A 13,187-nucleotide genomic window follows, 5' to 3' on the forward strand; every position below is an offset into this window, starting at 1 on the left:
TGGGCGGGAGCGCCTTGGCCAGAGCAAAGCGGGCTATCGGCGAGTGGGGCGGTTCGCTCCCTTAGTCGGCACGGGAGGGCGTTAAGCCCTCCCGGTCAGCCCCTGTCCGCTGCGGAGTCAGACCGCCAGGGTATGGTCGACATCGCCGAACCAGGCGCGCACCAGGTCGGAGCCGGTGGTGCCGTAATTGGTCAGCACCGCCACATCGGCGAAGCTTGGCCCACCCGTAGCCCCGTTTACATCCACCTGAACGGTGATATCGGCGCCTGTCTGAACTAGTTTGACGAAGTCCGATACCTGGCTTCCAGAAACGAAATTAGCATTGAGCAGGGCCGAGAGATCGAGCTTGTCGCCTTCGGCGAAGCTGTAATCGAGAATCTGGTCCAGATTGGATGCTCCGGTTGTTTCCGCGAATACGAAAGTGTCGGCCCCGGCGCCGCCTATCAGGGTGTCGTTCCCTAGCCCGCCGATCAGGATGTCGTCGCCGTCGCCGCCCACAAGGGTATCGAGGCCAGCTCCGCCTTGCAGACTATCGTTGCCAGCTCCGCCTACCAGCAGGTCGTTGTCATTGCGGCCGATCAAGGTGTCGTTGCCGTTATTACCGAACAACAGATCCCTGCCGCTGGCCCCACCTCCGCCATCAATTGTCTGGGCAGTGGAAGTGCCGGCGATAACGTCGTTGCTGTTGCCGTTGTTGGCGACGAAGTCGTTACCAGAGAAGATCTTGTAGTCACCTTCCAGGGCGTAGCCGAAATAGCTTTGCCCAGCGGCAAAGGTGATAGTTTCAACTGCATTGGCGGAAGCACCGAAGTGATTGAGCACTGTGATGTGCTGGTCGTTGATGGTGATCGCCAGGTCATTGCCGACTTTCTCGAAGTTAAGCGATGTCAGCGTGACATTATCTCCGGTGATTTGAATCGCATCGTTGTTGCTCCCGGGGTCGGTAATGGTAGAGACGCCACTGGCCGCTGCGTTGAAGCTGAACGTATTGGGGCCTGTGGTACCGGTGAACGCGGTGACATCGTTCAGTCCGTGAATGGTCACTTCCACCAATTGCGATGCGCTGCCATCGAATGATACGGCGGTAAAGCTGTCGGTCAGCATTTGCCCGGTCTGCAAAGCCTGAATCGCCGCCAGGCTGTTGTTGACCGAGTAGGTCCAGTTGCCGGAGGCCGTGAGTGTGAAGCTGCCATAAGTTCCAGCCACCGTTGGCTGTGCCTGGAACGACGACTGGCCGGCATCGGCATCGTTAATCGTTAGTGCGCCACTGGTTGTGAGTTTGCCGGCCACGACGTTTGTGTCTTCCTGAACGCTGCCTGTCGAAATGCCGCTGATCAACGGTATGTCGTTGGTGCCGGTGATGGTGATGGTCACGTCCTGGGTGGCGGTGGCGCCCTGGTCGTCGGTGACGGTGACGGTGAAGGTCTCGCTCACCTCCTGGCCGGCGGCCAGGGATTGGGCGGCGGCGTTGTCCAGGGAGTAGGTCCATTCACCGGTCGTGGCGTCGACCGCGAAGCTGCCGTAGGCGCTGCTGGCATTGCCGCTGAAGCTGAGGGTGGCGCCGTCATCGACATCGCTGGCGGTGACCTGGCCGGCGGCGCCGAGGGTACCGTCCTCGCTGACGGCGCCGGTCTGGGTCGAACTGGTGATCAGCGGCGCATCGTTGGTGCCGGTGATGGTGATGGTCACGTCCTGGGTGACGGTGGCGCCCTGGTCGTCGGTGACGGTGACGGTGAAGGTTTCGCTCACCTCCTGGCCGGCGGCCAGGGATTGGGCGGCGGCGTTGTCCAGGGAGTAGGTCCATTCACCGGTCGTGGCATCGACCGCGAAGCTGCCGTAGGCGCTGCTGGCATTGCCGCTGAAGCTGAGGGTGGCGCCGTCATCGACATCGCTGGCGGTGACCTGGCCGGCGGCGCCGAGGGTACCGTCCTCGCTGACGGCGCCGGTCTGGTTCGAACTGGTGATCAGCGGCGCATCGTTCACCCCTCTAATCTCGACCGTCGCCGTGGCCCAACTCAGCGTGCCGTTGCCCAGGCGGATGGCGTAGGTGAAGCTGTCGTAACCGATCTCGCCTGCACCCAGTGAGGCGAAGTGCGCCCTGCTCGTATCTGTCATGGTGTAGGCAACTGTGCCATCGGCCATGATGGCGATGTGCGCACCGTACTGGCTGAGGTTGTTGACCCCCACTAGATCCTTCATTAGCAGGTCCGCTGAAGTGGCCGAGCCTTCGTTCTCTATCCCGTCATCCAGGGAGTAGAGCGTTTTGGCCTTACCGCCCAGGTCGTTGGCCATCACCGCCAGAATAATGGTCTCAGTCGAGTTCTCGGTGAGGCCAGTCTGGGTGGCGGTGTAGTAATCGTCCACCGCCTGTGGAGTATTGGTGAAAGACACTGTGGAGATGGCCATGACTACTTCCTCTCTTATCGAAACGCGGCTCGGCAGCGGCGCAGGTGTAGGCGAAAGAACCTTCTTACTTACGTGGCCTTCAAGAAGTGGTGCAGCTCTCCCATCATCCAGAGCGGGTACTTCATACTCGTCGTCTCCGTAGCGGAAAGGCATAGGTCCGCCGGAGTGAGCAGTGGAGTGAACATGGGCTGTAAAGCGAGCCTGCCGGCGAAGCGCGGGGCTCGAAAAAATGCGCCCGTAAGAACTCCTGCGGCAGGGTGCTGAGCCCTCTACTGGGAGGGCCTTCAGCCTGCGGCCGATCTGGGTATGGTGTCAGTTTGATATTGGTTTAGGTCAGTGCCGAGGCGTTGTAAAGCTGCTGAAATAGCCAATAGACAAAATTCCGACGGCTGGCGTTGTCTGTCTGGTTGGTTGAAAAAATATTCGTCAAATTAATGACTTCAAGCTGTCGCTCGTACCTTCACCTATTACGGAAAATTGATTAATTACAAGTTCTTAGAGGTTTTTGGTGCTTGCGAACCATTGGATGAGGCCGAGTGCTGGAGTGGGGCGTCGATATCGGCTTGTAACGCTGCCGATACTGGTGCTGTCGCTGCTCTGGCTCGCCGACCGCCTGTTCCCGCTGCCGCTGCCCGAGGACGATCTGGCCCGCGTGGTGCTGGCCGAGGACGGCACGCCGTTGTGGCGCTTCGCCGATCGCGACGGCGTATGGCGCTACCCGGTGACGCCGGACCAGGTCTCGCCCTATTACCTCGAAGCCCTGCTGACCTACGAGGATCGCTGGTTCCGCCTGCACCCCGGGGTCAACCCGCTGGCCCTGGCCCGCGCCGCCTGGCAGAACCTCAGCGGCGGGCGCGTGGTGTCCGGCGGCAGCACCCTGTCGATGCAGGTGGCGCGCCTGCTCGATCCGCACGGCCGCGACCTGCCCGGCAAGCTCAAGCAGCTGTGGCGCACCGCGCAACTGGAGTGGCACCTGTCCAAGGACGAGATCCTCGCCCTGTATCTGAATCGCGCGCCCTTCGGCGGCACCCTGGAGGGCGTGGCGGCGGCCAGCTGGAGCTACCTGGGCAAGCCGCCGAGCCAGCTCACTCGCGCCGAGGCCGCATTGCTCGCGGTGCTGCCGCAGGCGCCCAGTCGGCTGCGGCCGGATCGTCACCCCGAGCGCGCCCAGGCCGCGCGCGACAAGGTGCTGCGGCGTCTGGCCGAGTTCCGCGTATGGCCGCAGACGCAGGTGGGCGAGGCGCTGGAGGAGCCGGTATTCCTCGCCCCGCGCCGCGAGCCGAGCCTGGCGCCCTTGCTGGCACGGCGGCTGAACCGCGCCGGTAGCCCGCCGCTGATCCGCACCACCCTCGACGCCGGCCTGCAATTGCGCCTGGAAGACCTGCTGCTGGGCTGGCGTGCGCGTCTGCCCGAGCGCACCTCGGCGGCGATCCTGGTGGTGGAGCACCAGAGCATGGCGGTGCGCGCCTACCTCGGCTCGGTGGATATCGGCGATGCCGCGCGCTTCGGCCACGTCGACATGGTGCGCGCGTTGCGCTCGCCCGGCTCCACGCTCAAGCCCTTCCTCTACGGCATGGCCCTGGACGCCGGGCTGATCCACTCCGAGTCGCTGCTGCAGGACGTGCCGCGGCATTACGGCGACTACCGTCCCGGCAACTTCGCCGCCGGCTTCAGCGGCCCGGTGTCGGCCAGCGAGGCGCTGGCCACCTCGCTCAACCTGCCGGCGGTGCAGCTACTGGAGGCCTACGGGCCGAAGCGCTTCGCCGGCGAGCTGCGCGGCGCCGGCTTGCCGATTCGCCTGCCGGCATTGGCCGAGCCCAACCTGGCGCTGATCCTCGGCGGTGGCGGCACCCGCCTGGAGGCGCTGCTGGCCGGCTACAGCGCCTTCGCCCGTGGCGGCCTGGCGGCGCGGCCGCGCCTGCAGCCGGACGATGAACTGCGCGAGCGGCGCCTGCTGTCGCCCGGCGCAGCCTGGATAGTGCGGCGCATCCTCAGCGGCCAGGCGCGCCCGGACCGCGACCCGCGCGCGCAGCTCGTGCAACGGCCGAGCCTGGCCTGGAAGACCGGCACCAGCTACGGCTTTCGCGATGCCTGGGCCATCGGCGTCGGCCCGCGCCACCTGATCGGCATCTGGATCGGTCGCCCGGACGGCACCCCGGTGCCCGGCCAGTTCGGCCTGGCCTCGGCGGCGCCGCTGCTGTTGCAGGTGCACGATCTGCTGGTCAACCGCGACAGCCAGCGCGGCATCGCCGCGCCGGCCGATCCGCAGCCGGCCGAGGTCGGCGTCGCCGCCATCTGCTGGCCGTTGGGCCAGCCCCTGGACAGGGACGACCCCAACTGCCGGCGCCTGCGCTTCGCCTGGACCCTGCAGGGCACCACGCCGCCGACCCTGCTGGCCGCCGACCAGCCGCTGGGCAGCGGCCTGCGCGAGCCGCTGTGGGTCAATCCCCGCGGCCGTCGCGTCGCCCCGGGCTGCGCCCAGGCCGAGCGTCGCGAGCTGGCGCTATGGCCGGCGCCGCTGGAACCCTGGTTGCCGCGCCGCGAACGGCGCAGCGCGCGCCTGCCGGCGGCCGACCGTGCCTGTCCGCCGCCGACGCCGGCCCAGGTGGCGCCGCTGTCCATCGTCGGCGTGCGTGAGGGCGATCGCCTGCGCCGACCGCAGGGCGACGCCGAACCGCTGCGCCTGAGCCTGTCGACCCTGGGCGGCAGCGGCCGACGCTGGTGGTTCGTCGACGGCCGGCCGCTGGGCGACAGCGCCGCCGGGGCGCCTTTCGCCCATGCGTTCGCGGTCGGCCGGCACCAGCTCAGCGTGCTCGACGAGGGCGGCCAGACCGCCCGCCTGGAATTCAGCGTCGAGCCTTAGCGCCTGGTGCAGGCGCGCGACCTATTTTCGCCAGCGCCCGCTCAGGATTCGGCCAGCGCCTCAAGAAAACTTTCCAGCACCAGGTGTGCGCGGCGGCCCTTGCGCGTCACCGCCGCCAGGCTGATGTCGTAGAAGCGGCTGGCGGCCTTGAGCGCGCGCAGACGGCCCTGCTGCACCCAGGCCTGGGCGTAGTGGTCGGGCAGGTAGCCGATATAGCGTCCGGTGAGGATCAGGAAGGCCATGCCCTCGCGGTCCGAGGCGCTGGCCGTGCAGTTCAGCGCCTGGTAATGGTTCTGCACCTCCGGCGGCAGGCGGAAGGTCGGGGCGATGGCCTCCTGGGCGTTGAGGCGCTCGTCCTCCAGCTGCTGGTCGTCGACGTAGAAGAGCGGATGGCCGACCGCGCAGTAGAGCAGCGAGCGTTCGTCGTACAGGGTCTGGTACTCCAGGCCGGACAGCGCGCCGACCTGCGGCACCACGCCGACGTGCAGGCGGCCGTCGAGCACGCCCTGTTCCACCTCCGACGGTGGCGTCATGCGGATATGGATGCGCACGTCCGGGCCCTGCGCCTTGAGCCGCGCCAGGGCGTTGGTGATGCGCATGTGCGGGATGGTCACCAGGTTGTCGGTCAGACCGATGTTCAGCTCGCCGCGCAGATGGCGGTGCAGGCCGTTGACCTCGGTGCGAAAGCTCTCCAGCGCCGCCAGCAGCTGCAGGGTGCTCTGGTAGACCTCGCGGCCTTCCTCGGTCAGGGCGAAGCCGGCGCGGCCGCGCTGGCACAGGCGCAGGCCGAGGCGCTGCTCCAGGTCGCTCATCTGCTGGCTGATGGCCGAACGGCCGATGCCCAGCGCACTTTCCGCGGCGGAAAAACCGCCGCATTCCACCACGCTGCGAAACAGCTTGAGCAGGCGGATTTCAAAGTCGCTGACCTGGGCCAGCGGATCGGGGCGGCGGCTGCTCATTTGTTTAGTAAGCCTTTAACTGAAGATAAGAAGAGTGCTGTTTTACTGACTCTATGCCCGTGGCACCTTTGCTGGCAACAGATGCCATATCTGTGGGAGGCGCTTCAGCGGCGACAGTCGCGGCTAAAGCCCCTCCCACACCGCTCCGATCACGCCGCCACTGCCGAGGCTCCCGATGAACATGCCGCAGACCGCCACCCCCTCCCTGGCCAGCCAGCTCAAGCTGGATGCCCACTGGATGCCGTTTTCCGCCAACCGCCAGTTCCAGCGCGACCCGCGGATCATCGTCGGTGCCGAAGGCAGCTGGCTGTTCGACGATGCCGGCCGCAAGATCTACGACAGCCTGTCCGGCCTGTGGACCTGCGGCGCCGGCCACTCGCGCAAGGAAATCCAGGAGGCCGTGGCCAAGCAGCTCGGCACCCTCGACTACTCGCCGGGCTTCCAGTACGGCCACCCCTTGTCCTTCCAGCTGGCCGAGCAGATCGCCGACCTGATGCCGGGCGAGCTCAACCACGTGTTCTTTACCGGCTCCGGCTCCGAGTGCGCCGACACCGCGGTGAAGATGGCCAAGGCCTACTGGCGCCTGAAAGGCCAGCCGGCCAAGACCAAGTTCATCGGCCGCGCCCGCGGCTACCACGGCGTCAACATCGCCGGCACCTCGCTCGGCGGCATCGGCGGCAACCGCAAGATGTACGGCCAGTTCATGGACGTCGACCACCTGCCGCACACCCTGCAGCCGCACCTGGCCTACACCAACGGCATGGCCGAGAGCGGCGGCGTCGAGCTGGCCAACGAGCTGCTCAAGCTGATCGAGCTGCACGACGCCTCCAACATCGCCGCGGTGATAGTCGAGCCGATGTCCGGCTCGGCCGGCGTCATCGTGCCGCCCAAGGGCTACCTGCAGCGCCTGCGCGAGATCTGCACCCAGCACAATATCCTGCTGATCTTCGACGAGGTGATCACCGCCTTCGGCCGCATGGGCAAGTGGAGCGGCGCGGAATACTTCGGCGTGACCCCGGACATCATCAACGCCGCCAAGCAGATCACCAACGGCGCCATCCCGCTCGGCGCGGTGGTGGCCTCCAGCGAGATCTACAACACCTTCATGCAGCAGCCGTCGCCCGAGCATATGGTCGAGTTCACCCACGGCTACACCTACTCGGCCCACCCGGTGGCCTGCGCCGCCGGCCTGGCCTCGCTGGAGCTGCTCAAACGCGAGAACCTGATCCAGCAGGCGGCCGAGCTGGCGCCGCAGTTCGGCCGGGCGCTGCATGGCCTCAGGGGCAGCAAGCACGTGGTCGACATCCGCAACTGCGGCCTGGCCGGCGCCATCCAGATTGCCGCGCGCGACGGCGACCCGGTGATCCGCCCGTTCGAGGCCGGGCTGAAACTGTGGAAGGCCGGCTTCTACGTGCGCTTCGGTGGCGACACCCTGCAGTTCGGGCCGACCTTCAACGCCCGGATGGACGACCTCGACCGCCTGTTCAACGCCGTCGGCGAGACCCTGAACAGCCTGGACTGACGCTTTGTCTCCCCACTTCCTTATAGGGGAGTGGGGCCGGGGTGAGGGCCTCAGGCCCACCCCGCAATTCATTCGATAACGGAGAGCCCCATGAGCCTTATCCCGCACCTGATCAACGGCGAACGCGTCGCCGGCAACGAACGCAGCGCCCCGGTGTTCAACCCCTCCACCGGCGAATCGACCAGCCAGGTCGGCCTCGCCGACCGCGCCACCATGCAGTTGGCCATCGACGCCGCCAAGGCCGCCTTCCCGGCCTGGCGCAACACCCCGCCGGCCAAGCGCGCGCAGATCATGTTCCGCTTCAAGCAGCTGCTGGAGCAGAACGAGAACGAAATCGCCCAGCTGATCAGCGCCGAGCACGGCAAGACCATCGAGGACGCCATCGGCGAGCTCAAGCGCGGCATCGAGAACGTCGAGTTCGCCTGCGCCGCCCCGGAACTCCTCAAGGGTGAATACAGCCGCAACGTCGGCCCGAACATCGACGCCTGGAGCGACCTGCAACCGATCGGCGTGGTCGCCGGCATCACCCCGTTCAACTTCCCGGCCATGGTGCCGCTGTGGATGTACCCGCTGGCCATCGTCTGCGGCAACTGCTTCATCTTGAAGCCGTCCGAGCGCGACCCCAGCTCCACCCTGTTGATCGCCGAACTGGCGCAGCAGGCCGGCCTGCCCAAGGGCGTACTCAACGTGGTCAACGGCGACAAGGACGCGGTCGACGCCCTGATTCAAGCGCCCGAGGTCAAGGCATTGAGCTTCGTCGGCTCGACGCCGATCGCCGAGTACATCTACAGCGAGGGCACCAAGCGCGGCAAGCGCGTGCAGGCCCTCGGCGGCGCCAAGAATCACGCCGTGCTGATGCCCGACGCCGACCTGGACAACGCCGTCAGCGCGCTGATGGGCGCCGCCTACGGCTCCTGCGGCGAGCGCTGCATGGCCATCTCGGTGGCCGTGTGCGTGGGCGACCAGATCGCCGACGCGCTGGTTGACAAGATAGTGCCGCAGATCAAGGCGCTGAAGATCGGCGCGGGGACTTCCTGTGGGCTGGATATGGGCCCGCTGGTCACCGCCGCGGCGCGCGACAAGGTGGTCGGTTATATCGACGACGGCGTCAAGGCCGGCGCCGAGCTGGTGGTGGACGGTCGCGGCTACCGCGTCGCCGGCCATGAGGACGGCTACTTCGTCGGCGGCACCCTGTTCGACAAGGTGACCCCGGAGATGGCCATCTACACCGACGAAATCTTCGGCCCGGTGCTGTGCATCGTCCGCGTCGGCAGCCTGGAAGAGGCCATGCAGTTGATCAACGACCACGAGTACGGCAACGGCACCTGCATCTTCACCCGCGACGGCGAAGCGGCGCGGCTGTTCTGCGACGAGATCGAAGTGGGCATGGTCGGCGTCAACGTGCCGCTGCCGGTGCCGGTGGCCTACCACAGCTTCGGCGGCTGGAAGCGCTCGCTGTTCGGCGACCTGCACGCCTACGGGCCGGACGGCGTGCGCTTCTACACCCGCAAGAAGGCCATCACCCAGCGCTGGCCGGCGCGCAAGAGCCACGAGGCGGCGCAGTTCGCCTTCCCCAGCAATGGCTGAGGTGAGCTGAAGCGTTGCAGCAGAGGCCGGTCGCAAGACCGGCCTTTTTGCTATCGGCCCCATGCGTATCTCCCAGCGGCCGCCTCTGGTACAACAGCCGGCAGGTAGAAAAGGGAGATGCACGATGACCGAAGCATTCAAGCTGGAGCTGCACACATACCTCGAGCGCCTGGGTTACTCCTCGGCGCCACCTCCGACCCTCGACACCCTGCGCGAGCTGCAGGCGCGGCATACCGCCGAGTTCCCCTTCGAAACCCTGGCGAGCATGCTGCGCGTGCCGGTGCAGGTCGAGCCCGCCGCGATCCAGGACAAGCTGCTGCGTCAGGGCCGTGGCGGTTACTGCTTCGAGCTCAACCGCCTGTTTCTGCTGCTGTTGCAGGCGCTGGGCTTCGACGCGCGCGGCCTGACCGGGCGGGTGGTGATGGGCGGGCCGGAGGATGCCCAGCCGGCGCGCACCCATATGCTGGTGCTGGTGACCCTGGACGGCGTGCGCTACATCGCCGATGTCGGCTTCGGCGGCATGGTGCCGACCGGCCCGCTGCGGCTGGACAGCGAGGCGCAGCAGGCCACGCCGCACGAGCCCTATCGCCTGACGCTGGTGGACGGCACCTATACCTTACGGGCGCTGGTGGCCGGCAGCTGGCGGGCGATGTACCTGTTCGATCTGCAGAAGGTGGCGGATATCGATTACGTGGTCGGCAACTGGTACGTGTGCACCCATCCGGATTCGCCCTTTCTCGGCCAGATGATCGCGGCCCGCACCGGGCCGGGCCTGCGCAAGACGCTGAACAATGGCAGCTTCGCCATCCATCGCCTGGGGCAGGACAGCGAGCGGGTGCAGCTGCAGAGCGTCGACGCGGTGCTGGAGGTATTGCGCGATGAGTTCGGCATTCGGGTGCCGGAGCATCCCGAGTTGCGAGGGATTATCGAGAGGTTGATTGCGGGGGCGTGAGCTGGGGTCTGCTGGTATCCCCGGCCGCTAGCCGCCTGTGGGAGGGCCTAGGGGAGAGGGCGCTTTTGGCTTTTTGCACTCCGACGCCGCTTGTTCGTCGTCCGTGATTACGGTTGACTCGCTTCGCTCGCCCTTCGGGCCAGCCTGCGGCTGTTACTACGCTTCGCTCCGTATTGCCCTTACGGCGACTCACTTTTTTCAAACGCCGGATGGCCGGCCCCGCAAAAAAGTAAGCAAAAACGCTGTGCCCCGCCATCCGGAACTAGGCGTCCCCGTCATGCTGCGCTCGACTCCCCTCACTCCATCGTTGCTCCAGGGGCCGGCGTACAAGGAACGTCCCTGGCCCTTTACGCCTCTCGCCGCATCCATGCGGCTCGCGCCCTTCCGCAACGATTCGCTCGGCCTCCTGAAGGGGCGTTTGGCGGCGCCTGATCGTTCTGTGCAGGACTACCAGAAGCCAAGCTGCAGGGCGGGTGTAACCCATGGCTTTCCGCAGTTGGGTCCACGAATCTGGTAGGCGACGCGATTCTTGATCCCGTCAGGAGGCCGAGTGGAGGTGCTGTGGAGAGGGGCGTTTGGCATGGATGCCAAACGAGGAACGATGGGCCAGGGATGGCCCACCGTGACGACCCTCGGAGCAGCGCCGGAGCGAGGGAAGTTTCGCGGAGCGAAACCCGGATGCCGGGCGCGCTTTCTCTTTGGTTACTTTCTCTTTCGCGCGAGCAAAGAGAAAGTGACTCGCCGTAAGGGCGAAAAGCGCCGTGTCGGAATGGCGCATATCTTGTGAGGCGCCTTGGTGGACAAGCTTCGCGTTGTCCACCCTACGGATATCTCAAATTATCTACTCATGAGTAAAAACTTATCGTCGTTTTCAGCTGATCTGCAAAGTCGTAAATTTCGTCCAGTGAGCCAATTGGGTGGCGCGTCTCGTTCTTTTCTTGATCAAAAATGCCGATGTATTTTTGCAGTCGATTGAAGTGAAGGCGACAGATAGGTTTTCGGTTGTTATCGTCCAGCAGAATGCCAAAGTAGCTTTGAGTATCACGCTGGACAATCCGCTTTGAATCTACAACCGAGCGGACGATTGCCTTGACTATGTGATAGCCCTCAAGTTCTTCTAGTGTGGTTATCACCTTGTCTTCCGCTGACTCGCCTTGCTGCTCTGTCGGTGCCTCATTAGGCGCTGTTACGGTAGGGGCATAACTGGGTTGAATTGCTCCACTCATCGCAGACTTCAAGCGATCATTTACTTGGTCGCTCAAGAATTGAGCAACGGCTTTGCGGGTCAGTTCCGTGAATTGTTCGCGTACTTTCTGGGTAATCATCCCGTCGTAAACGCGCGATGCGAAAAATTTAACAAAGTCGTCCTCCGGTTTGCTGAATTGCGCGGCAATTTCCTTTTTTATTTGGCTGACATACTTGAGTTCGCCAGCGGAGTTGATAATGGACTCTACGTCGAAGGCGGATTTGGTGAGTTTTATAAGCTCTGGTACTGCATGTTCATCTATGTCAAGTAGGTCCAGCTCAAGGAAGGGTTTTTCGTCCATCTTGTTAGGCGCGTCAAGATCGGTGAAAAATTTGTACACTTGACCGTTGGTAAGAATCGAAATACGTGCGTTGGTAACATGAAAGTAGCGGAATAGTTGAGAGGCATGGTTGATGTTCAATGGCTCGCCAATTTTCTTGCATTCAACCAAGATTTGAACTTCACCGTCTTTCAATATTGCGTAGTCAATTTTTTCGCCTTTCTTCGTGCCTACGTCGCAGACGAACTCTGGGGTCACTTCTGTTGGGTCAAATACGTCATATCCCAGCACGGTGTTTATGAACGGCATTACGAAGGCGTTTTTTGTGGCCTCTTCTGTTTTGATGGCTGCGCCTTGTTGGCGAATCTTAGATGCGAGGCTATTCAGTTTCTCAAAGAATTCCATATCTTGTACCTTCTTGTGTTAAACCCTTACGCTGGGCGAAACGATGCCTACCAACATTAGCTGCAAAGCTATTTCCCCGCCTTCCGATTCCGCACATACAGCGCCTCACCCCCCGTCGCACTGCTGCCGCGCACCTGCAGCTCAAACCGCTTCGCATGCCCCTTGATCAAATCGCTGAGCTTCTTGAAGCCGTATAGCCGGGCATCGAATGCCGGGCGCAGTTTGCTGATGTTCGAGCCGAGGGCGCCGAGTTGGATCCAGCCGTCCTCGTCGTCGCTGTCGTCGATGACCTTGGCGATAAAGTCCACCGGTACCTTCTGTACCTTCGGCTTGGCGGACGCCTTGGTCGGTTCGGTGGCTGTGGTTTCGCCAGCGGCGGCTTTGGTCTTGTCGCCGTTGCTGGGCGGTTCTTCCGCTGCCTCGGCGGCGTCGGCGCGAAGGATTTCCGTATAGATGAACTTGTCGCAGGCCGAGACGAAGGGCGAGGGGGTCTTCTCCTCGCCGAAGCCGTAGACGGTCAGCCCTTCCTCGCGCAGGCGCGCCGCCAGCCGGGTGAAGTCGCTGTCGCTGGAGACCAGGCAGAAGCCATCGAAGCGCCGGGTATAGAGCAGGTCCATGGCGTCGATGATCAGCGAGCTGTCGGTGGCGTTCTTGCCCTTGGTGTAGGCGAACTGCTGGATCGGCTGGATGGAGTGGTCGAGCAGCACCTTTTTCCAGCCGCCCAGGTTGGGCAGTGTCCAGTCGCCGTAGATGCGCTTGACGCTGGCGACGCCGTATTTGGCGATTTCCTCGAACAGGCCTTCGACTATGGCGGCGGGGGCGTTGTCGGCGTCGATCAGCACGGCGAGGTGCTTCTGCTGGCGGGAGGCGGGGGCTTTGGCGGCCATGCGGCATCCTTGCGAGAGGGGATGCCTGACCTTACTGCGAATGCTGGCGCGATGCCAGAGCGTCGATGCCAGTGGTATTC

8 protein-coding genes are annotated in these 13,187 nt (G+C 64.3%); 4 read left to right on the forward strand and 4 right to left on the reverse strand.

Features of this window, described 5'->3' with window-relative positions; genetic code table 11:
- Window positions 1-117: 117 nt before the first annotated feature.
- Window positions 118-2,406: a VCBS domain-containing protein gene (locus AC1G9C_RS04320; RefSeq protein WP_480409541.1), complete on the reverse strand. Its 2,289-nt coding sequence runs from the start codon at window positions 2,404-2,406 to the stop codon at window positions 118-120.
- Between the two features lie 526 nt (window positions 2,407-2,932).
- Here AC1G9C_RS04320 and pbpC point away from each other — a divergent pair.
- Window positions 2,933-5,269: a peptidoglycan glycosyltransferase PbpC gene (gene pbpC, locus AC1G9C_RS04325; RefSeq protein WP_480409542.1), complete on the forward strand. Its 2,337-nt coding sequence runs from the start codon at window positions 2,933-2,935 to the stop codon at window positions 5,267-5,269.
- Window positions 5,270-5,310: 41 nt separating this feature from the next.
- On the opposite strand, the gene AC1G9C_RS04330 is transcribed toward pbpC, so the two are convergent.
- A complete protein-coding gene (locus AC1G9C_RS04330) occupies window positions 5,311-6,228 on the reverse strand; it encodes a LysR family transcriptional regulator (protein WP_021445326.1) in 918 nt (305 codons plus the stop codon).
- A gap of 175 nt (window positions 6,229-6,403) precedes the next feature.
- On the opposite strand from AC1G9C_RS04330, the gene aptA reads away from it, so the two are divergent.
- From aptA to AC1G9C_RS04345, 3 genes are all read left to right on the forward strand, one after another.
- Window positions 6,404-7,750, forward strand: coding sequence for an omega-aminotransferase AptA (aptA, locus tag AC1G9C_RS04335; RefSeq protein ID WP_480409543.1), 1,347 nt, complete (start codon window positions 6,404-6,406; stop codon window positions 7,748-7,750).
- Between the two features lie 90 nt (window positions 7,751-7,840).
- Entirely contained in the window at window positions 7,841-9,337 is a 1,497-nt protein-coding gene (locus AC1G9C_RS04340; protein ID WP_480409544.1) for a CoA-acylating methylmalonate-semialdehyde dehydrogenase, read from the forward strand.
- A gap of 124 nt (window positions 9,338-9,461) precedes the next feature.
- On the forward strand, window positions 9,462-10,289 hold the full coding sequence (locus AC1G9C_RS04345; protein ID WP_480409545.1) for an arylamine N-acetyltransferase family protein: 828 nt from the start codon (window positions 9,462-9,464) through the stop codon (window positions 10,287-10,289).
- A gap of 845 nt (window positions 10,290-11,134) precedes the next feature.
- Here the strand turns inward: AC1G9C_RS04345 and AC1G9C_RS04350 are convergent.
- Entirely contained in the window at window positions 11,135-12,220 is a 1,086-nt protein-coding gene (locus tag AC1G9C_RS04350; RefSeq protein ID WP_480409546.1) for a type I restriction endonuclease, read from the reverse strand.
- A 68-nt stretch (window positions 12,221-12,288) separates the two neighbouring features.
- Window positions 12,289-13,107 (reverse strand): NYN domain-containing protein, encoded by an 819-nt coding sequence (locus AC1G9C_RS04355; RefSeq protein WP_480409547.1) that lies wholly within the window; start codon window positions 13,105-13,107, stop codon window positions 12,289-12,291.
- Between the last annotated feature and the right edge of the window lie 80 nt (window positions 13,108-13,187).

The organism is Pseudomonas sp. ABa2 (genome assembly GCF_056676075.1).